General features: G+C 64.2%; 15 protein-coding genes. 6 read left to right on the top strand and 9 right to left on the bottom strand.

Going from position 1 to position 20098, the window contains the following annotated elements; all coding sequences use genetic code 11:
* Positions 1-12 precede the first annotated feature (12 nt).
* Positions 13-1452 (top strand): HDOD domain-containing protein, encoded by a 1440-nt coding sequence (locus tag ACE3RX_RS09450; RefSeq protein WP_374482695.1) that lies wholly within the window; start codon positions 13-15, stop codon positions 1450-1452.
* 87 nt (positions 1453-1539) lie between these two features.
* Positions 1540-2778, top strand: coding sequence for a bifunctional glutamate N-acetyltransferase/amino-acid acetyltransferase ArgJ (gene argJ, locus ACE3RX_RS09445; RefSeq protein WP_374482693.1), 1239 nt, complete (start codon positions 1540-1542; stop codon positions 2776-2778).
* A gap of 22 nt (positions 2779-2800) precedes the next feature.
* On the opposite strand, the gene ACE3RX_RS09440 is transcribed toward argJ, so the two are convergent.
* Together ACE3RX_RS09440 and ACE3RX_RS09435 are read right to left on the bottom strand one after the other, a co-directional pair.
* Positions 2801-4015, bottom strand: coding sequence for an ABC transporter permease (locus ACE3RX_RS09440; RefSeq protein WP_374482691.1), 1215 nt, complete (start codon positions 4013-4015; stop codon positions 2801-2803).
* Positions 4016-4027: 12 nt separating this feature from the next.
* A complete protein-coding gene (locus ACE3RX_RS09435; protein WP_374482689.1) occupies positions 4028-5263 on the bottom strand; it encodes an FtsX-like permease family protein in 1236 nt (411 codons plus the stop codon).
* Positions 5264-5506: 243 nt separating this feature from the next.
* Here ACE3RX_RS09435 and ACE3RX_RS09430 point away from each other — a divergent pair, with 243 nt between their 5' ends.
* A complete protein-coding gene (locus ACE3RX_RS09430) occupies positions 5507-7105 on the top strand; it encodes a GMC oxidoreductase (protein ID WP_374482687.1) in 1599 nt (532 codons plus the stop codon).
* On the top strand, positions 7102-7908 hold the full coding sequence (locus tag ACE3RX_RS09425) for an SDR family NAD(P)-dependent oxidoreductase (protein ID WP_374482685.1): 807 nt from the start codon (positions 7102-7104) through the stop codon (positions 7906-7908). The genes ACE3RX_RS09430 and ACE3RX_RS09425 overlap by 4 nt, the downstream gene beginning before the upstream one ends.
* A gap of 124 nt (positions 7909-8032) precedes the next feature.
* On the opposite strand, the gene ACE3RX_RS09420 is transcribed toward ACE3RX_RS09425, so the two are convergent.
* The 7 genes from ACE3RX_RS09420 to ACE3RX_RS09390 all read right to left on the bottom strand — a co-directional run bounded on the left by ACE3RX_RS09420 (position 8033) and on the right by ACE3RX_RS09390 (position 17259).
* Positions 8033-9019 carry a PEP-CTERM sorting domain-containing protein gene (locus ACE3RX_RS09420; protein WP_374482683.1) on the bottom strand — a complete coding sequence of 329 codons (987 nt, stop codon included), beginning with the start codon at positions 9017-9019 and terminating at the stop codon, positions 8033-8035.
* A 226-nt stretch (positions 9020-9245) separates the two neighbouring features.
* A complete protein-coding gene (locus ACE3RX_RS09415) occupies positions 9246-10463 on the bottom strand; it encodes a glycosyltransferase (RefSeq protein ID WP_374482681.1) in 1218 nt (405 codons plus the stop codon).
* A gap of 110 nt (positions 10464-10573) precedes the next feature.
* On the bottom strand, positions 10574-11176 hold the full coding sequence (locus ACE3RX_RS09410) for a hypothetical protein (protein WP_374482679.1): 603 nt from the start codon (positions 11174-11176) through the stop codon (positions 10574-10576).
* Positions 11173-11721: a hypothetical protein gene (locus ACE3RX_RS09405; RefSeq protein WP_374482677.1), complete on the bottom strand. Its 549-nt coding sequence runs from the start codon at positions 11719-11721 to the stop codon at positions 11173-11175. Before ACE3RX_RS09405 ends, ACE3RX_RS09410 begins: the two co-directional genes overlap by 4 nt.
* 906 nt (positions 11722-12627) lie before the next feature.
* Positions 12628-13080: a type II secretion system F family protein gene (locus ACE3RX_RS09400; RefSeq protein WP_374482675.1), complete on the bottom strand. Its 453-nt coding sequence runs from the start codon at positions 13078-13080 to the stop codon at positions 12628-12630.
* A 99-nt stretch (positions 13081-13179) separates the two neighbouring features.
* Positions 13180-15378 carry an ATPase, T2SS/T4P/T4SS family gene (locus tag ACE3RX_RS09395; RefSeq protein WP_374482673.1) on the bottom strand — a complete coding sequence of 733 codons (2199 nt, stop codon included), beginning with the start codon at positions 15376-15378 and terminating at the stop codon, positions 13180-13182.
* Positions 15379-15387: 9 nt separating this feature from the next.
* Positions 15388-17259 (bottom strand): type II and III secretion system protein, encoded by a 1872-nt coding sequence (locus ACE3RX_RS09390; RefSeq protein ID WP_374482670.1) that lies wholly within the window; start codon positions 17257-17259, stop codon positions 15388-15390.
* 309 nt (positions 17260-17568) lie between these two features.
* Here ACE3RX_RS09390 and acs point away from each other — a divergent pair, with 309 nt between their 5' ends.
* Together acs and ACE3RX_RS09380 are read left to right on the top strand one after the other, a co-directional pair.
* A complete protein-coding gene (acs, locus tag ACE3RX_RS09385) occupies positions 17569-19527 on the top strand; it encodes an acetate--CoA ligase (protein ID WP_374482668.1) in 1959 nt (652 codons plus the stop codon).
* A gap of 346 nt (positions 19528-19873) precedes the next feature.
* Positions 19874-20065 carry a hypothetical protein gene (locus ACE3RX_RS09380; RefSeq protein ID WP_374482666.1) on the top strand — a complete coding sequence of 64 codons (192 nt, stop codon included), beginning with the start codon at positions 19874-19876 and terminating at the stop codon, positions 20063-20065.
* Positions 20066-20098: the final 33 nt, after the last annotated feature.

Raw genomic sequence — 20098 nt, 5'->3', positions numbered from 1 at the left:
AGAGGTGAAGGGATGAGTCAGAACGGTCAGGATTTATCGGAATGGATCGCCCGGATTCGCGGGTGTGAGATGCCTGTATTCGGGCACACGGTGCAGGCCTTGCGCGCCATCATGGACGATGAGCGGGCGTCGGCGTCGGCGCTAGCCCAGGTCATCCTGAAGGATGCACCGATGACGTCCAAGGTACTGCGGCTGGCCAACAGCGCCTATTTCAATCACGCTCACCAGGGCGTCAATACGGTTTCGCGGGCCATCGTGGTGCTTGGCTTCGATCCGGTGGCGGAACTGGCCCTTTCGGTGTCCCTGATTGACTCCCTGCTGCAGGGGGGCGTGCGCAGCCGGGTGCAGATCGAGATGGCCCGCAGTTTCCATGCGGCCGTGCAGGCGCGCTGGGTGGCGGCGAAGCGCGGTGACGGCGCCGGCGAGGAAGTGTTCATTGCAGCGCTGCTGGCACGTGTCGGCGAGATGGCCTTCTGGTGTTTTGGTGGCGAGCAGGCCCAAATGCTTGATCGCTGTCTTTCCCAGTCCCAGATGCGCGAGGAAGAGGCCCAGCAGGTCGTGCTGGGGTTTCCGTTGCGTCACCTGTCGGTCGGACTGGTTCGTGAATGGCGCCTCGGTAGCCTGGTGGCGGCTGCCCTTGAAGGGGATCCGCGCAGCCGCGGTCCCGAGCGGGCGGTCGTCCTCGGCCATCGCCTGGCCCGTGCTGCGGAAAGCGGCTGGGATTCCCAGGTTGGCCGGCAGGCCATCCGCGATGTGGCGGACTACCTCGGACAGAGCGTGTCGACCGTGCAGGCCGAGGTGATCGTCAATTCCAACGAGGCGGCGCGGGTGGCGGGGACCTTTGGCGCCCCGGAGGCTGCCAGGATCATCCCGCACCGGGATCTGCCGGCGGAGCCGGAAGTGCCGGCAGCAGTGATCCCGAGCGGGCCCGATGCTGGCCTGCAGCTACGTATCCTGCATGATCTGACCGCATTGACCCTGAGCCGGGCAAGCATCGCCGACATCCTTCAGCTGGTGCTGGAAGGGGTGTATCGGGGTGTCGGTTGCGAGCGCGTCGTCGTCGCATTGCTGACGCCGGACCGGAGCCAGCTGCAAGGCAAGGCGGCCCTGGGGGCGGGCGGCGAGGGGCTGTGCGCCCAGTTCGCGTTTCCGATGGACGGTGATCCTGAAGACGTGATCGATACCGCGATCGACAGCGGTGTGGCCTGTTGGGTCACGCCTAAGCATGCCCCGAAGGGAATCCGGCGGCTGTTCCGGGTGACTGCATGCAACCACGCTTTCGTCGTGCCCTTTGGCATGCCCAATCGGCAGATCGGGGTGTTGTATGCCGACCGGGGCGGGAAGCCGCTGGATGACGAGAGCTGGCGGGCCGTGCAGCATTTCGCCCTGCAAGCCAGTCTGGCGGTAGGGATGCGTGTCCCGGACAGCGATTATGCGCAGTCCAAGTGGTAAAGGCGACAGCTCGCGGGTGCGCCGGTAAGGGCTCAGGGATTATCATTGCGGGTCCTTTTTCATCCGCACTCGTTTCCGGAGCCTGCCATGCCTGTCCTGCTTTCCCCTCCTGATGCCTCAGCCCTGTATACCGTTGCCGGAGTTCGTCTTGGTGTGACCGAGGCGGGGGTGCGCAAGGCCAACCGGAAGGATCTCACGCTGATTGAACTGGCCCCCGGTGCCCGAGTGGCCGGCGTGTTTACGCAGAACCGCTTCTGTGCCGCCCCTGTCCAGGTGTGCAAGGCGCATCTGCCGGCCGGCAATATCCGTGCGCTGGTGATCAATACCGGCGTAGCCAATGCCGGTACCGGTGAGCCCGGCCTGGCGGCGGCCCGTGAAACCTGTGCGGCCGTGGCCACGGAGCTGGCTGTCGAGGCCGGTCAGGTGCTGCCGTTCTCGACGGGCGTGATCCTTGAGCCGCTGCCCGTCGAGCGCATCGTGGCGGGTTTGCCCGCCGCGAAGGCGTCCCTCAAAGCCGATGGCTGGTACGACGCCGCCCACGGCATCATGACCACCGACACGGTGGCCAAGGCGACCTCCCGCAAGGTCCAGATTGGCGGCAAGACCATCACCCTCACCGGCATTTCCAAGGGTGCCGGCATGATCAAGCCCAATATGGCGACCATGCTGGGCTTCCTGGCTACTGACGCAGACGTGGCCCAGCCGGTGCTGGATGCGCTGCTGAAGGAAGTGGCCGACCTGTCCTTCAACAGCATCACGGTGGATGGCGATACCTCCACCAACGACAGCTACATCCTCATCGCCACCGGCCAGGCTGGAAATACCACCATTGCCGACACGACGTCGCCAGACTACGCGGCCTTCCGCGCCGCGGTGCTGGAAGTGTCGATCTGGCTGGCCCAGGCGATCGTGCGGGATGGTGAGGGCGCGACCAAATTCATCACCCTGCAGATCGAGGGCGGCAAGGATCGCGAAGAGTGCCGCAAGGTCGGTTATGCGATTGGTCATTCGCCGCTGGTCAAGACGGCCTTCTTTGCGTCGGATCCCAACCTGGGACGGATTCTGGCCGCGATCGGTTATGCCGGCATTGGTGACCTGGATGTTTCCGCGCTGCGCGTATGGCTGGCCAGCAACGGTGAAGAAGTCCTGGTTGCCGAAAAGGGCGGGCGGGCCGCAAGCTATCAGGAAGCTGCGGGCGCCCGCGTGATGGCTGCCGCCGAGATCACGATCCGGGTGGATCTGGCCCGCGGCGATGTCGCAGCCACCCTGTGGAGCTGCGACTTCTCCTACGACTACGTGAAGATCAACGCGGACTATCGCTCCTGACCTTCCGTTGTCTTGCCCTGCGTCAGACGTTCTGGCGCAGGGCGTCGACGACCTGCTGGCGAGTTACCTTGAAAGCCGGCAGGATTGAGGCCAGCACCGTTCCGAAGAATCCCACGCAGGCAGAACTGACCAGGGTCAGCGGCACGATCCGGATGTAGGCCGTGTAGCCGACATTGGCATTGGGCGGTGGTGGCATCGGAATGCCGATGGCCGAAATGATAAGGGCGGCTGCCACCCCGAGCGCTACGCCGATCACCGCCCCGGCCAGGCCGAGGATTGCTCCCTCGGCAATAATCAGTTTGACGATGTCCCGCGACCGGTTGCCAAGCGCCTGCATGGTGCCGAATTCGCCCTGGCGTTCGAAGACGCTCATATTGACGCTGTTGGTGACGGACAGCAGGACCATCAGCAGGATGATCAGCTGCAGCACGCCGAACTGGCGGTCGTAGAGCTGCACCGTCTTCTCGTAGAAGTCCGAAAGGCTCTTCCAGCTGCGCACATCGTAGGCGCCGCCCTGCAATTCGGTAGTGACTTCGCCAAGGACGCGATCGGTGTCCTCGGTCTTGTGAAGGGACACGACGAGCATGTTGCTTCCCTTCGTGAACATCAGCTCCTGGGCCGCCGAGAGGGGAATCCGGACCGCCCGTGCGTCGAAGTCCTTGGAGAAGCTCTGGAAGACGCCGATCACTTCGAAGTCGAGGGTATTCATGGCGCCTTCGGCGGCCGACAGTACCAGCGTCACCCGGTCTCCCGGCTTTAGCCCGAGGGTCTTGGCGACACCCTGGCCGAGAAGGATGCCTTCGCGGTCGCTGTCCTTCAAATGGCGACCCTCCGAGATCATGATGAAGCTGCCCAGCTTGGTTTCCTTGTCCGGCTCGACGCCTTCACCAATGATGGAAAGATCGCGTTTGCCGTTGTTGAGCAGACCGGAAAAGTAGATCCGCCCCATCACCTGATCAACGCCGTCGTGCTTCTCGATGCGGCGGGCAAGTTCGCCCGGCGCTTCGATCAGGAAGCGCTCCGGCGACCGGGTCCCCTTCTCGATGAAATCCTTCTTGAAGATCTGAAGATGTCCGGTCTGGGAATGGATGATGACTTCGCCGAGCTGGATGAAAGTATCCTGCACGAAGCCCCCGGCGAGGATTAGGCCGACCACGCCGAAGATGATGGCGGCAAGGGTCATGCCGCTACGAATCTTCTGGCGGAGTACGTTTCTGAGGGCGAGCTTGAAAAGCATGGTCGGGCAGGCTCAGCGTTGGTGGCGGAGGGCATCCACGATGTTCATCCGGGATGCCTTGATGGCGGGGAATATGCTCGCCGCCAGTGTCGTCAGGATGGCCAGGGACAGCGCTTCGATGATCAGGGAGGGGTGCAGGTGGATGCGCCCGGTCACTCCGGTGGACATCCCCGGCGGGGGGGGCATCGGGATGCCGACGTAGGAGATCAGGGAGCCGAGCAGACTGCCGAGCACGATGCCGATCAGGCCGCCCAGGGTACCGAGGAGCAGGCCTTCGAGAATGAACATGCGCAGCACGCCGTTGCGGCGCACGCCCAATGCCATCATCGTGCCGATTTCACCGGTACGTTCGATCACCGCCATCGACAGGGTGTTGGAAATCGACAGGATGATGATCAGCGCAATCAGGAGCTCCACGCCGCCGACCTGGCGGGACATGAGGACGACGGTCTTCTTGTAGAAGTCAGCCAGTTCGTGCCATGGAATGAACTGCAGATCCTTGCGATCAGCTTCAGCCTGGGTTGCCCTGATGAAGCGGTCGGTGTCGGCGGTCTGATCCAGCAGGACCAGCCAGCTGGTTGCGCCGGCGGCCCGGGACAGTTGCCGGGCGACGGAGAGCGGAGCCCGCAGGAATGCGTCGTCATAGGCCTTGGCCGCCGTCATGAACAGCCCCCGGACCTTGCATTCGACGGCATTCAGGCCGCCCTTGGTGGTGGCCGCCAGAAGCACGATCGTGTCTCCCGTCTTGACGCCCAGATTGGCGGCAAGGCCCTGGCCGATGATGATTCCGTTGGGCGCATCGGCCGACAGGGGTTCGCCGTCAACGATATACAGGTAGGTGCTCAGTTCTTTTTCCCGGTCCGGATCGACCCCCTCGCCGGAGAATGAAATCGTCGAGTCGTTGTGGCTTGCCAGGCCGGTGAAGGCTAGGCGGGGCGCGATCGTACGCACGCCGGGCGTCTGGCCTATCTTGGCGAAGAGTGGATCCTTCTCGGGCAAGAGATAGGAATAAGGATCCGCTAGTCCCTTTTCATAGAAGCCGGGACGAACGATCTGGACATGTCCCAGCTGTGCCCGGATGGTGGATTCCCGCATGCTGTCGAAAATCCACTGAATGAAACCGCCGGCCAGCATGAGCGCGATGACACCCCCGGCGATGGTCGCGAGGGCGAACAGGGAGCGTCGTCGTTGGCGGACGATGTTTCGGAAGGCCAGGACGATATCGCGGCGTGTGGTGTCAGGCTGCATGGGTTGTAGCAGGCGTCGCTAGGCAAACTGGAAAAGAATACTGCATATTATCCACCAGCGTTACGGTGAGCCGTAGCGACATGGAGCGCGAGGCGGCGATGCGCTTGTGTTCTCCATGCGTTATCTTTCCTCCGGCATGGTGGGCGCCCCGGGAAGGTATATATTCCGGTAGATTCCCAGGGAGATACTCAGAGGGGCAGGAATATGACAACAGTTGCTCCGCGCGGCGGTCCTTGGGATGTGGTGATCGTCGGCACGGGAATGGGGGGCGCCACCCTTGGCTATATCCTTGCGCGGGCTGGCCGGAAGGTCCTGTTCTGCGAGAAGGGGCGGTCCTACCTGAATGATCCGGGTGCCCGTTGCGGGAACTATGCGGAGGTTTTCAAGGGGCATCGGGGCGTGCCGACGCCGGCCGACCGCGATGCCATGGCGGCCGCCGGCCGGTGGTGGGACGAGATTCACGACGTTTCCCAGGGTCGGACACGGCGTTTCATTCCTTATATTGGATCCGGCACAGGCGGCTCCAGTGCCCTCTACGGTGCGGCGCTGGAGCGTTTCTTCCCTGCCGACTTCACGCCGGCCCGCAATTTTCCCGGTGATCACGGCGCCGAATTGCCGGAGGCCTGGCCGGTGAGCTTCGAGGAACTGCTGCCCTACTACCGTGAGGCTGAGGCCTTGTATCGTGTACAGGGAGGGCCTGACCCCTTGAAGACAGGGGGCGAGGCCGGACAGTACCGTGCTGAGGGGGAGGCGCTCGAACCACCGAACCGCGAGTTGATGAGCTTCTTCGCGGCCAAGGGGCTGAACCCCTACCGCCTGCCTGTCGGGTGTGAGCAGATTTCCGGCTGCTCGGGCTGTCAGGGCTATCTGTGCGGCAACAGCTGCAAGAACGACAGTGCGCGAATCTGCCTGGCGACTGCGATCTCGGAATACGGTGCAACCCTGTGGGACAACTGCGACATCGTCGGCCTGGATGCCGACCACAGCAGGGTGCAGCGCGCGCGCGCCGTGCATAACGGCCAGCCGGTGAGCATCGAGGCCGAGACCTTCGTGTTAGCAGCGGGGGCTCTGGCCACTCCGCATCTCCTGCTGCGTTCGAAGAGCGATTGGTGGCCTGAAGGCCTGGCCAATGGTTCCGGATTGGTGGGGCGGATGATGATGCGGCATTTTGTCGATCTGTATGCCGTCTTCACCAAGGATGCAGGCCTGGGGAAAGGAGCCAAGCAGGTGGCCCTGAATGACCTCTACCTGTCGTCTGCCGGCAAGTTCGGAACGGTCCAGTCCTTTGGGGCGTTGCCGCCGCCTGCGGTGCTCGTGGATAGCGTTCGGGATGACGTCGAGCATGCGCTTTTCAAGGCGGCCGGCCTGGCCATCGAAGCTGCTCGGCCGCTGATGGAGCCTTTTTTGCGTACCCTGTTCGGGCGAGCGACGATGCTGGCATCGATCACGGAGGATCTGCCTTACCGCGATAACCGGGTCTTCGTTGGGGAGGGGGGCGAAGTCTGTATCGACTATCGGGTCAGGCCTTATGAGCGGAAGCGTATCGCCGCGGTTAGGGCAGAGGTGGCTGCAATATTGAAGCCCTACCGGATGCTGCTGATCAAGCAAGCCGAGAACAACCAGCGCATCGCCCACGTCTGCGGCACATGTCGGGCTGGGGACGACCCTGCCAGCAGCGTGCTCAATCGGAACAATCGGGCACATCAGGTGGACAACCTCTACGTGGCCGATGCGTCCTTCTTTCCGTCGAGCGGAGGCACAAATCCGGCGCTGACCATCGCCGCCAGTGCCTTGCGCATGGCGGATCAGATGATCGGGATCAACAGGGAGCAGATTGCATGAATGTGGATATTTCCAGTTGGCGAGGTGATTGGGCGCTGGTGACGGGCGCGTCGTGCGGCATCGGCCTGGCTTTTTGTCGGGCTCTTGCAGCCGAGGGCATGAATCTGGTTCTGGTGGCGCGGCGGGCTGACGTGCTCAACGAGTTGGCTGTCTCCCTGGCACGTGATACGGGGGTGAAATGTCTGGTACTCGCCCATGATCTGAGTGAGCCGGATGCGCCGACGGAACTGCTGCGCCGTGTTGGCGAGGAGGGGATCCGCATCCGCTTGCTGGTGAACAATGCGGGAGCCGGGCATTGGGGGCGCTTTGCCGGCGCGTCGGCCGATGTCCACCGCCAGCAGATGACGCTCAATGCCGTTGCTCCGGTTGTCTTGTGCCGGCTGTTCGCCGATGACCTTGCCTCGTTCAAGGGGGCTGCCGTGATCAACCTCAGTTCGCCGGCGGTCTACCAACCTGTCCCGTACATGGCTGCTTATGCGGCCTCGAAATCGGCTGTGCACAGTTTCAGCCTGGCGCTGAGTGAGGAGTGGCGGAGCCTGGGGGTGGTGGTCCAGACGCTGGTGCCGGGGCCTACCGCGACCGAGTTCGATGCGCGGGCTGGCGCCTACGGCAGCGCCCTGGGTGAAGCCCGTGCCAGCGTGGAGTCGGTTGTGGCGGCTTCGCTCGGGGGCTTGAAACGTGGTGATGTGCTTGTGACGACCGCGAAGGGCGTCTTTGGGCAGCGAATTTTCGGAGGCCTGTTTCCTCCGGCTTTTGTTGTCCGGAAGGTGGCGGCGATGTTCCGTCCCCCGGACGAGCACTGAACACAAGCTCTGGAGCTTGCTGCCGCGGGCAGGGCGAGCTCCAAAAAAACAAACCCCCGGCGAGGCCGGGGGTTTGTCCGCAGTCTGGAGGCAGTCCTCCAAACTGACTTTCTGGTACTTGGTCTTACTTGCCGCCGCGACGGCGGCGGCTCATGCCGAAGCCGAACAGGGCCAGACCTGCCAGGGACAGGGAAGTGGGTTCCGGAATCCGGTTGGCAACGAAGTCGTTGGTCGCACGGGTCTGAAACATGACACCCTGCTTGGTCGCGTCAGCGCCAGCCAGCAGCTTGCCGTTCACCGAACCGATTGCGCTGGTGCACTCGGTGCCAGCAGCAGTGTTGTGGCCCGCACCCGGGATCAACGCGCCTGCCTTGTTGGTGAAGCAGGAGGACGGATCGGTCTTGTCGAAGGGCTGGCTGTTAAAGGTGTCCAGCACCAGAACGATGGACGACAGACCGGTCAGGAAGAAGTTTGGGTCGTAGAAAGTTACGTCCGCCTTCAGCTTGGTGGAGCCGGTACCCTGGGTGGAAGTGATGCCCGGGTAATCGTTGGTGCCGTTCTTGTCGAGATTGGCAGTGGCGCCAGAGGTGACCTTGAAGCCACCCACGCCGGTGCCGTCGGCCGCGTCGTAGGCACGGATGGAGCCTTCGAGGATGAGCGTGCCGTTGGAGAAGCCGGTGCCATTGACCATGCTGGAATCGACGCCGGAGTAATACACGCGGAAGAAGTTCTCACCGCCGCCGGTCGTCAGGAAGTCAGCGCTCGGGAAAGCACCGCCAGCCGGGATGCCGATTTCACGGGTGCCGAACACGTAGGTCCACTCGTAGGCGCTGCCCAGGCCGGTGCCGGTGATGCTGTTGCCGCCGGCGTCGTTGAAGTTGGCCAGCGAAGAGTGACCATAGGTCTGGATGGTGCCGGTCGGGACCGGCAGAACGACCCCGCCAGCGGTCGGCAGGGAGATCACGTTGCCGGTGTTCCAGCCCAGTGCGCCGACGGAGATGGCGCCTTGGGCACCCAGGTTGCCATCCGGATCGATAGAGATAACTTGACCAGCGAACGCGTTGGCGGTCACCAAGCTGCCGATGGCAAGTGCGAGAGAGCGAAGTTTCATTCCAATTCTCCTTGGATTTATGGGACTGGGCATGTCGCCCGCAGGCGCATTGACCGGTTAGCTATTGTGCCAAAGGGCCCTGGAAAACCTAATGCATCTACTGTGCCAGATTGAGAATATTCAATAAAAACAGTTTGTTGTCTTGTTGTTGAGTGCGTTTTTTTTGAATGCTGTAAATATTTTCGACACTCGAGGTCGCGCCATCTGCGTGCGTCTGAACAATTGTTCATGGGCGGACGCCGCCATCCTGCATCAGCCGTTCGAGTGCCTGACCAAGCAGGGCTGCGGTGTCGTAGTGGGTACATACGGCGGCGAGGCGCTGGGCCGCAGCACCGAAGACAGGGTTGGTCAGCAGTGCCGAAATGGCAGTCTCCGCCTGTGGGGAGAGCAACTGAGTCTTGCGCAGCGTGAGGCCTGCCTGCCAGCTCTCCAGGTAGTGCATGTTCAGGAACTGGTCGAGGTTGCCCGGTACCCCCAGAACGGGCACTCCGCTCGCGATCGCTTGCATGGACGTGGGACTGCCACCGTTGCAGACAACCAGTCGGGCTCGCGCGGCTGCAGCATCCCCCGGGATGTAATCCGCGCTAAAGACCTGGCCGCCGGTCTCGATGCCTGGGGCTCCGGCACTGGCAACGATCAACTGCATGCCGGTGGTGCGCAGGCGGTCAACGAGGCGGGGAAGCAGTTTGCCGTCGCCCGAGCTACCAAGAGTGATATAGATGATTGGCCGTTCTGGATCCAGTGCGTCCCACCAGGTGGGCAGGGGAATGTCGGGTGACCACTGGATGGGGCCGATGAAGATACCGTTGCTAGTTGCACCTGGCGAGGCGCCATAAAGCTCGGCAACGTCGCAGAACAGGACAAGGTCGGCATCGGTATAGGCACTGCGCAGATCGAGGCCCAGGCTGGGCAGACCGTAGTGCCGTCTTAGCGCATTCATCGGGAGGGCGTGGTAGGCGAAGGCAACGGGGCGGGCGAGGTCGAACAGGGCCTGGGAAATGCGGACGCCGAGATAATCGACCATCGGCAGGTTGGGAACGGTGAAGCGGGGAGACTGTGCCGGACTCCAGTAGGCATTGGTGATCGTTGCGTAAGGGACCCGCTGGCGGCGTGCGGAGGCGGAGAGGGAGAGGCGAAAGTCTCCGATCACCAGGTCGGGCCGATACGCCTGCAGGATTTCTTCGTCCTCCTCGGCGAAAGCGAGCAGGGTGGAAAAGTCGAAGACAGGACGCCCCTGGGCCAGGTTGTTGATGAACCTTGCCTTGTCGATCGGTCGCAGGGCGTGAAAGCGTCCGCTGAAGTTGCCGAGAAAGCGCTTCGCGTCGGGTGATGCGGCGAGGATCACGTCATGACCGGCGGCCAGCAGGTAGGTGGCGATCCGGAGCGGGCGGCCCAGGTGCGCCAGTGTGACGTCATGGGCCATGAGTAGAATCGTCTTGCGCATCACCGTTGTTCTTGACGAGTGGGACCGCGTGCCCACGATTGCAAAATTCTGCAGGCGGCCGTTCCGCCTGTCCACCGCGGGCATGTTGGGGCATGGGGGGCAGCGGGACGCTAGCCGGAACGCATGAAGAGCAGCACCAGCTGGCATTCGACGTCCAGCCTGAGCGGCTGGATGTCCCCTCCGTCGGAACTGCCGTTATCGTCTGCCATGGATAGGCTGCATGGGCGTAGGCGGACCTGGCCGATTTTTCGGAGGGCCGCCAGCAGTTCGATGAACCGCTCCTCGTGCGCGACCGTGGCCCGAATGCGCAAGGGGACTAGGCTGACCAGCGGCATCGCGGTGGTTCCTCGCTGCGCGTCGGTCGGCATCTCAGGGCTGAATTCGAAGTCGGTGACTGTGATGCCCGGTGCGGTGCGCAGGGCGTGGAGTGCTTCCATCCAGCTGACGCGATCGATCTTTGCCGAGGGTCCTTCGTCCGGGTAGCGCGCCCAGGCGGCCTGAGCGTCCGCGGTGAGCCGCTCGGTTTCCCGGAACTGGCGGTCGCGTGCTTCGCGTTGTGCCAGGCGGGAGTCGGCAGCGGCGTTCGTTTGCTGGGCGTTGCTTCGCCAGTAATGACTGCTGGCCAGGAGGGCGACGCCTGTGGCAAAGAGAAGCCCGGCGACCGTCAAGGGGGTGCGTAGGCCCGGGCGGTGCCATTTTGTCCCGGCTTTCATGGTTGGACTGCAGGGATTTCGAGATGGACGCGGAGAGCGCTGGTGCTGCCCTCCGCGTCCAAAATCGCCGGGCTGAGGGAGTGGCTGCCCGTCATCTCGACAGGAAGGTGCTCCGTGTGGAGTTTGATGCCGGGGATGGAACTCAGTGCGGCGAGAAGGCGTTGCGCGTGGTTGCCCCGCTCCCGTGCGAGCCCATCGGGAAGTGCGAAGTGCAGGTCCAGGCCCTGGGTGCGAGATGGTGCCGCGTTTTCGGGGCCGGTTGTGCCGTTCGCAGTCCACTCGATACGCTTGAGCGCGGCGTCTGGCAGCGGCGCCAGTGTGTCGGCCAACTGGTGCAGGGCTGGCTCTGGGCTTGCCGTCTCGGCCTCCAGGCGCTGAAGCATGTCGAGGGTCGCTTGCAGGCGCGGTAGTGGATGGGCTGGCGATGGGCTGGCAGCCGGCAGTGCAGCCAGGGCGCGTTCGATGGCGTCGCCGCGGGCGGTGGCCGCCGCGCCGCGCTGTTCGAGAGTCTGGGTTTCCATCACGTTGGAGACGGTGAGAAGCATGCACAGGACCAGCACCATGGCTGTTCCCGCAACCATCAGCTGGCCAGCCAGGTGAAGGCGTCCGGCGTGCAGGGCCGCGGCAGGCGTGGCATGCGGCAGCCTTGCATGGTGGCAGGGCTGCCGCAACAGCAGGAGCCTGTCGTCTCCATCGGTGGGCCTGGCGTGGCGGGGGCTGGCCAGGGACGACGGGGGGGGAGTGGGCGAAGCGCAGCTCGCCGGGGGTAATGACGGCATCCGACGTGGTGCTGGGGGTGCTGTTTGCCGGCGTGAGCAGATGGCGATGAACCTGGCGGGCCTCGTCCTGCCACTGGGAAAGCGGTGGCGGCTCGGTCTGTGATGCCGGACTCAGGCGACTGAACAGGAGCTTGCGGCCTTCGCCGCACGAGATACGCAGGCCGGCGGGGGGCTGCATGGCCAACAGCAATGGTCCCTGTGTTGCAGGAAGGTGTGCGGCGAGAGCAGCGGCCAGAAAGGCAGCAGGCACGAGGCGCTGCAGCCGGTGGCCGTGCCCCTCGATGGCTTCCAGGCATGGCGTGATGGTGGAAGGCCGGCCCGGCGTGGCGAAGAGGATGCGCTCATCCTGCCGCCCCGACGGCTCGCGGTCGAGGTATTGATGGGCAACGAACGGGGTGTCGGGCAAGAGCTGCGCCTGGCGCCGCTCCCGCAGGCGTCGGCGATCCGGCCCCCGGACATGGGGCAGGGTCTCGATCCTGAAGCGCTCGTCGGGCAGGTCTACGAGGAGCGTGAACGGGGTGGCCGTGGACAATCCGTGCAGCCACCCCGAGAAGGCCTCGAGGCCAGCCGCGTCGGTGGGGAAATGCCCGCAATGCTCGGTTGCGTGCCGATGCCGGAGATAGCAATGCAGGCCATCCGGTGCGAGGTAAAGGAGCGGGTGGTGGCCCATGGTCAGAGTGGCATGTGGGTGATGATGTCGTACACCGGTGTCAGGATGGCGCTCATCACGACCAGCAGCAGCGCCCCGAGGACGAGGGTGAGGATCGGCTCGATGCTGGCCTGCAGGCGCTCGATCGCTTCGCGGACGTCCCGGTCGTAGAAGTAGCTGACGTTGGAGAGGGCTGTATCGATGGCGCCGGTGCTCTCGCCGACCCGCAGTATGCGGGTGACCAAGGGGGGAAAGAGACCCACCGCGAGGAAGGCTTCGGAAAGCTGCCGCCCGTCCTGGATGGCCTGTCCGACCTGCTGCAGCCCTTGCCGCAAGGCGGAGTTGCCGACCACCCCCTCGGCAGCCTTCACGGCGTCGATGATGGTGATGCCGGCGGCGTACATCATCGCGAACAGGCCGGTGAACCGGGCGAGGATGATCTTGTTCAGGATCGGGCCGACGATGGGCAGGCGCAATAGCGCGGCATCGAAACGCAGGCGCAGCGCGGCGTGGCGGTTTAGCGCCGTGCGGGCGGCAAGGGCGCAGGCGGGTAGGGTGATTGCCAGCAGCCAGCCTTAGTCGGCGAGCAGGCCGGCCACGGCGATCAGCTGACGGGTCTGCCACGGAAGGGGGCGTCCGGTGCTGTGGAACAGGCGGGCTAGTTCCGGAACTACGAAGAGCAGTGCGACGCCGAGGGCGGCCAGGATGACGGTGATGACGATGGCCGGATAGATGGCCAGGCGGCGCGAATGGGAGGCGAGTTCAGCCTCGCGCTTGAGGGCTGTCGAGAGAGTGTCAAGGATTTCCGGCAGGCAGCCGGACAGCTCGCCGGCCCGGATCAGGTTGCAGAACACTGGATCGAAGACCCGTGGGTGGCAGGCTAGGGCTTCGGACAGCGTGAGGCCGCCTTCGATGGAGCGCACTGTATCGTTGATGACCTGCCGGAAGAGCGGATGGTGGATCGAGTCCCGCAGGTCGTTCAGGCTTTCGAGGATGGGTACGCCGGCGCGCAGGAACTGCTCCAGGTGAAAGCACAGCTTGATCAGCTCCCGCCGGGATACCGGGCCTTGCCGGCGCGCCCAGGGCGTGGTGCCGACGGGCTTGCCGTGGAGGAGGTCGAGATCGAGGTTGCGCAGGCGCAGTTCGAGATCGGCGAGATCGGTGGCCTGCAGGCGCCCGCGGACCCGGCGGCCGCGGGGATCGAGGGCACGGTGGGCAAAATCGGTCATGCCCGGCTGCGACCGCTTAAGTCGACCATCCGGGCCAGTTCCTCGACGGTGGTGCTGCCTTCGAGGACCCGCCGGATGCCGTCTTCGGCAAGGCTGGCAAAGCCGTGCTGGCGCGCGCTGTCGAGGATCTCGCGGGGCGGGGCGGGGCGAGGCGCGGCGGGCGATCAGTTCGTCGAGGTCGGGGTTCAGCCGCAGCAGCTCGATGATGGCTAGCCGCCCGCGATAGCCCTGGAACTCACAGTGGGTGCAGCCGGTGGCGTGGTGGAGCAGGGGGCGGGGCTGGTCCGGGGACAGACCCAGCAGTTCCATCTCGGGCTCGCTGGCCGGATGGGTTTCCCGGCATGTCGGACACAGGCGCCGCACGAGCCGCTGGGCGATGACGCCGATCAGGTTGCCGGCCAGGATGTCAGGCTGGATGCCAATGTCCAGCAGACGCGGGATCGTGCCGACGGCGGAGTTGGTGTGCAGGGTCGAATACACCTGGTGGCCGGTCATCGCTGCCTGGAGGGCCATGCGCGCGGTGTCCGTGTCGCGGATCTCACCGACCAGGATTATGTCCGGATCCTGGCGCAGCATGGCCTTGACGCCGTTGGCGAAGTCCAGCCGGGCGGCGTCTGCGACGGCGGTCTGGCGGATCATGGCGAGCGGGTACTCGACCGGGGCCTCCAGGGTCATGATGTTGACGTGCTCGGTGTTGAGGTGGTTGAGGATGGAATAGAGGGTGGTCGTTTTGCCGCTACCAGTCGGTCCGGTGACCAGGATCAGCCCTTCGGGGCGGTAGATCATCCGCTTTAGTTGCTCGAAGGCGGCGGGGGCCAGTCCAAGTTCGTCGAGGGGGACGATGCCCCGGTGGCGGTCGAGCACGCGCAGCACGCGGATCTGTCGCAGCAGGCCGTCCAGGCGGTAGCGGATGCGCAGGAAGCCGGCTTCGGGTTCGAAATGGATGTCCGAGGCGCCGCGTTTGACGGCGTCGGCCAACAGCGCATCGATCAGGCGCACGACCGGCTGTGCGTATTCGCCACGTGTGGCGCCGGTGCGGTGCCCATCCCGTGTGCCGGTTTCGATCTCGTGCAGGATCCCGTCGATGGACAGTGTATGGCCGTAGAGCTGGTCGATGGCGCGGGCAATTTCCGATTGGCCGGCGAGGCAGGTCTCGATGCGGGTTCCGACCGGGAGAAAGTTGAGCACCTGGTCGCGGGCCTCGCTGTCGTGGCTGTTGCCGGTGGCGATGAGCAGATGCCGGCGTGCTGCGTCGTAGCTGAGGGGAATCAGCTTGAGGCGGCTGGCCACGTCGCGGGGGATGAGGGCCAGGGCTTCGGGGTCGGGCAGCTGGGTGGCCAGGTCGACGCTGGACTGTGCGAGGGCATCGGCCAGTGCGTCGCGTAGCACTGCCTCGGAGATGAAGCCGAGCTGCACCAGTTGCTGGCCGAGCAGGCCGCCGCCGCGGCGCTGCTCGTGCAGCGCGATGTCGAGCTGGTCCTGGCTGATCAGTCCCAGGTGCAGGAAAGTTGCGCCTAGCGGGCGCGGGATGGCGTCCATCTTCATGGGCTTTGCTCAGGGGCGTGCCGGCTGGTTGGCGGGCGTGAGAACGGGGGGCTCCGGAAAGTTGCGCTCGCCCGGGCGGGGGGACTCCCTGAGGAAGTCCGCATCGGGCAGCAGGCGCTGGAGATGGTTTGCTTCTGCCAGCATGCTGGGCCCGTGCATCACGATGGGCCGCAGGAAGATCACCAGTTCGGTTTTCTGGATGCCGTTGTCCCGGTTGGTGAACAGTTCGCCCAGCAGCGGGATGCCACCGGCCAGCGGGATCCGGCCGGTCTTGTAGTCGATGCGGTCTTCCATCAGGCCGCCGAGAATGGCCGTTTCGCCATTGGCGATGCGCAGGATGGATTCGATCTCGCGGGTACGGATCTGTGGCACCAGGTTGGCGATGCCGGCCGGGATGTTGGGGTTGGGGTCGCGCCGGAAGTCGGAAATGCTGGAGATGGTCGGGCGGACGTTGAGGATGACTTCGTCGGATTCGCCGACCTGGGCGGTGACGCTCATCACCAAGCCTACTGACACCGCCTGGGGCGTCGTGCTGACGGTGGTCAGGGCGCCGGCATTGGTGGTCTGGGTGGTGTCGGCCTTGACGTTGAAATAGACGTACTCTTCGACGACCTTTAGCGCTGCGGTCTGGTTGTTGAGGACCGACAGCTTCGGGCTCGACAGTACCTTGACGGTTCCGAAACCTTCGAGGAGCTTTACCGTCGCATCGATGCCTCCGGCGCTCGAGAAGGTCGCGCTGAAGGGCGTCACCGTATTGCCGGCGCTGCTGCCAAGGCTCGGGCCGGTGATCCCGAAGCGGGTGCCGCTGGCCAGTACCCGGCTCCATTCGATGCCCTGCCGAAAGGTATCGGACAGGCTGACTTCGAGGATGGTGGCCTCGATCAGGACCTGCCGGCGTGCGGCGCTCATGACCTGGTCGATGAACTCGCGGACCTTTTCATGCTGGCGCCCGGTGGCCCGTACGCTGAGGACGCCGCTTTCCCGGTGGGCAACTACCGAGGCGGCTTCGCGAAAGGTGGATTTGTGCACCAGGGTCGTGCTGCTGTTCTGGCTTGCCGTCGGCGCGCCTCCGGTGGCTGGACGCACTCCGGCGCGGGATGACGACAGCGCCGCCCCCCGGTTGCGTGCCCCGGCCGCTGCCGATGTGCTTAGGACGGTCGTGCCGCTGGTCGTGCTTGTCTCCGAGCTCTCGATGAGGGTGTCGCTTGAGCCCTGCGGCAGGACCTTGTCAGTTTCGTGGAGCAGGTCGCGGATGTTCTTTTCGACCGACTCCCAGAACTGGTTGCGGGAGATGTTCTCGATCCGTGTGGTGGAGACGTTGCCGCCGCCGGCGAGGGAGGGCGCGGGCGTGGTGTTGGCGCCGGTCTGGGAGATGCCGGTGGCGCTGGTGGCGATCTGGGTGTTGGTGGAGACGGTGCCGGACATCGAGCGGCTGAGGTTGAGGTAGTCGAGGCGATAGTGGTGCAGGTAAGGCGTGTCCGGCATGACCAGCAGGGTCTCTCCGTCGAGTTCGAAGCGCATGTCCACCTGGCGGGCGATTCGGGTCAGGAGCTGTGGCAGGGTCTGCTTGATTGCGTTGAGGGTGACCGTGCCGCTGAGGCCCGGGTGGATGTCGATGTTGACGTGGGCATCCCTGGCGAGGGCGAACAGCAGGTCCTGGACGCGTACGCTGGTGACAACGACCGAATAGGTCTCCGGCTTGGTGCCCGCCGCCGCCTTTTGGGATGGGGCCGGGGTGGGCGGCAATGCCGTCATTGCACCGGTTAGCGGAGGGGTGACCGACCGGCCCAGGTGTGCCCCCGTGTCCTGCCGTGGCGGCATGGAGGTGCAGGCAGCGAGCAGCACGACAGACACCAGGAACAGGCGGGAGCGAAGCGGCATGACGGTGGTGATGGTTGGGTTATGTCATTTGAGTTTATGGCAAAAGTGTTTGTTTGCAAATGGCATGAAAGTGAAGGGGCTGCCTCTGACGGGAACGGATCGACGCGCCCGGCATGCCCTGGCGGGCCTGACCGGAACGGGTGTAAGTCATGTGTAAGATTGATAACTTCTAATGGCGCCCGGAACCAGGATCAGCCCGCCCAAAAAAGCTAATAAAAGCAGGTGTGGCCCAGAAGTCTTGCTCCCCACCCAGCCAAGGTTTTATCGCAACCGAAGTTGCACACTCATAACGCGAGGAGAGGTGAAAAAATGACGAGCGAAACCACCCAGAAGTTCTACTATCCGTCCGAAGAGGTGGTCAAGAACGCTGCCGTGTCGGGCATGGAAGCGTACAAGGCGCTGTGCGCCGAGGCCGAGCAGGACTACGAGGGCTTCTGGGGCAAGCGCGCCAAGGAGCTGATCGACTGGCAGACTCCCTTCACCCAGGTTCTCGACGAGAGCCAGGCTCCGTTCTTCAAGTGGTTTGCCGATGGCAAGCTGAACGTCTCCTACAACTGCCTCGACCGTCAGGTCAAGAACGGTCTCGGCGACAAGGTCGCGCTGATTTTCGAAGGCGACAAGGGCGATATCACCAAGGTCACTTACTCCGACCTGCTGGCCCGCGTAAGCAAGTTTGCCAACGCGTTGAAGAGCCAGGGCGTCAAGAAGGGTGACCGCGTCGTCATCTACCTGCCGATGTCCATCGAGGGCGTTGTCGCCATGCAGGCCTGCGCCCGTATCGGCGCTACCCACTCCATCGTCTTCGGTGGCTTCTCCGCCCAGTCCCTGGCCGACCGCATCAACGATGCCGGCGCCGTCCTGCTGATCACCTCCGACGGCCAGAACCGCGGCGGCAAGGCTCTCCCGCTCAAGTCCATTGCCGACGAAGCGCTGGCCAGCGGCTGCCCGACCATCAAGAGCGTGCTGGTCGTGAAGCGCACCGGTGGCGAAACCGCCATGGTCGCCGGCCGTGACATCTGGGCTGATGACCTGCTCGCCCAGCAGTCCGACGTCTGCGAACCGGAATGGGTCGAAGCCGAACACCCGCTGTTCCTGCTCTACACCTCCGGCTCCACCGGCAAGCCGAAGGGTGTCCAGCACTCCACCGGCGGCTATCTGCTGCATGCCATCCTGACCATGAAGTACACCTTCGACATCAAGCCGAACGATGTCTTCTGGTGCACGGCGGATATCGGCTGGGTCACCGGTCACACCTACATCACCTACGGCCCGCTGGCCTGCGGCGCGACCGAAGTCGTCTTCGAAGGCGTGCCCACCTACCCGGACGCCGGCCGCTTCTGGAAGATGATCCAGGACCACAAGGTCAGCATCTTCTACACCGCGCCGACCGCGATCCGCTCGCTGATCAAGGCCGCCGACAACAATCCGGCGGTGCATCCGACCAAGTACGACCTCTCCAGCCTGCGCCTGCTGGGCTCGGTGGGCGAGCCGATCAACCCGGCGGCCTGGGAGTGGTACTACCAGAACGTCGGCGGCAGCCGCTGCCCGATCGTCGATACCTTCTGGCAGACCGAGACCGGCGGCCACATGATCACCCCGCTGCCCGGCGCCACTCCGCTGATCCCCGGCTCCTGCACGCTGCCCTTCCCGGGCATCCAGGCTGCGGTGGTCGACGAGACCGGTACCGAAGTGCCCTGGGGTCAGGGCGGCATCCTGGTCGTCAAGCGTCCGTGGCCGTCCATGATCCGCACCATCTGGGGCGATCCGGACCGTTTCGTGAAGTCCTACTACCCGGCTGACTTCCAGGGCAAGCTGTACCTGGCGGGCGACGGCGCGATCCGCGACAAGGACACCGGCTACTTCACCATCACCGGCCGTATCGATGACGTGCTGAACGTCTCCGGTCACCGCATGGGCACGATGGAAATCGAATCCGCCCTGGTGGCCCACGAGAAGGTGGCCGAAGCCGCCGTGGTCGGCCGTCCGGATGATCTGACCGGTGAAGCCATCGTGGCCTTCGTGGTCCTCAAGGGTGCCCGCCCGACCGGCGACGAAGCCGCCAAGGTGGTCAAGGAACTGCAGAACTGGGTTGGCCAGGAAATCGGCCCTATCGCCAAGCCGAAGGACATCCGCTTCGGTGAGAACCTGCCGAAGACCCGCTCCGGCAAGATCATGCGCCGTCTGCTCCGTCAGCTGGCCAAGGGCGAGGAAATCACTCAGGACACCTCGACGCTGGAAAACCCGGCGATCCTCGAGCAGCTCAAGTAATTCCAGGCCCGGCAATTGCCGGGCGCGACATCCCTGGCCGTGAGGCCGGGCAGTCCGCAGCAGGTGGCTCACAGGCCACCATAAAACTAAATATATGGAGACCGCGGACTGGTCGAAACGAAAAAACAGGGGAGGAACCCGGTGCAGTTCGACCGGGGGTTGAGGGGGAGAAAAAGGCGCGTTCATCGCGCCTTTTTTTCGTCCAGCGTTTCTGTGTCCCGGGGGACGGGCCTTCTCCGCTCAGGGGTTCGCCCTGTCTGGCGGACTCGTCCGAAACGCTCGCCAAGCCTGGTTTTTCGGTTTATAAAACGACCACAATCAAAACGCTGGCATCGGGGGAGGGGAGATGATCAAGGCGACGTTGACCGGGCAGCGCCTGGTAGCGCTGTTCCTTTTCGGCTGCGTGGCGGTGAATTACCCGGTGCTGGCCATTTTCGATGTCCAGGCCAGCCTGGCAGGCATTCCCGTGCTTTACCTTTACGTGTTCGGGGTCTGGGCGGTGCTGATTGCGCTGATGGCCTGGATCATCGAGCGCTAGCCGGGCACTCGTCGATGAACATGCCAAGCCTGC

The organism is Zoogloea sp. (assembly GCF_041914405.1).
GTDB lineage: Bacteria > Pseudomonadota > Gammaproteobacteria > Burkholderiales > Rhodocyclaceae > Zoogloea.
This window is presented reverse-complemented; position numbering and strand designations above follow the sequence as displayed.

Excerpts from the sequence above, each read along its gene's own strand:
- ACE3RX_RS09450 (WP_374482695.1), top strand. The coding sequence starts at position 13 with ATGAGTCAGAACGGTCAGGATTTATCGGAATGGATCGCCCGGATTCGC.
- argJ (WP_374482693.1), top strand. The coding sequence starts at position 1,540 with ATGCCTGTCCTGCTTTCCCCTCCTGATGCCTCAGCCCTGTATACCGTT.
- ACE3RX_RS09440 (WP_374482691.1), bottom strand. The coding sequence starts at position 4,015 with ATGCTTTTCAAGCTCGCCCTCAGAAACGTACTCCGCCAGAAGATTCGT.
- ACE3RX_RS09435 (WP_374482689.1), bottom strand. The coding sequence starts at position 5,263 with ATGCAGCCTGACACCACACGCCGCGATATCGTCCTGGCCTTCCGAAAC.
- ACE3RX_RS09425 (WP_374482685.1), top strand. The coding sequence starts at position 7,102 with ATGAATGTGGATATTTCCAGTTGGCGAGGTGATTGGGCGCTGGTGACG.
- ACE3RX_RS09420 (WP_374482683.1), bottom strand. The coding sequence starts at position 9,019 with ATGAAACTTCGCTCTCTCGCACTTGCCATCGGCAGCTTGGTGACCGCC.
- ACE3RX_RS09415 (WP_374482681.1), bottom strand. The coding sequence starts at position 10,463 with ATGCGCAAGACGATTCTACTCATGGCCCATGACGTCACACTGGCGCAC.
- ACE3RX_RS09410 (WP_374482679.1), bottom strand. The coding sequence starts at position 11,176 with ATGAAAGCCGGGACAAAATGGCACCGCCCGGGCCTACGCACCCCCTTG.
- ACE3RX_RS09405 (WP_374482677.1), bottom strand. The coding sequence starts at position 11,721 with ATGCTTCTCACCGTCTCCAACGTGATGGAAACCCAGACTCTCGAACAG.
- ACE3RX_RS09395 (WP_374482673.1), bottom strand. The coding sequence starts at position 15,378 with ATGAAGATGGACGCCATCCCGCGCCCGCTAGGCGCAACTTTCCTGCAC.
- ACE3RX_RS09390 (WP_374482670.1), bottom strand. The coding sequence starts at position 17,259 with ATGCCGCTTCGCTCCCGCCTGTTCCTGGTGTCTGTCGTGCTGCTCGCT.
- acs (WP_374482668.1), top strand. The coding sequence starts at position 17,569 with ATGACGAGCGAAACCACCCAGAAGTTCTACTATCCGTCCGAAGAGGTG.
- ACE3RX_RS09380 (WP_374482666.1), top strand. The coding sequence starts at position 19,874 with ATGATCAAGGCGACGTTGACCGGGCAGCGCCTGGTAGCGCTGTTCCTT.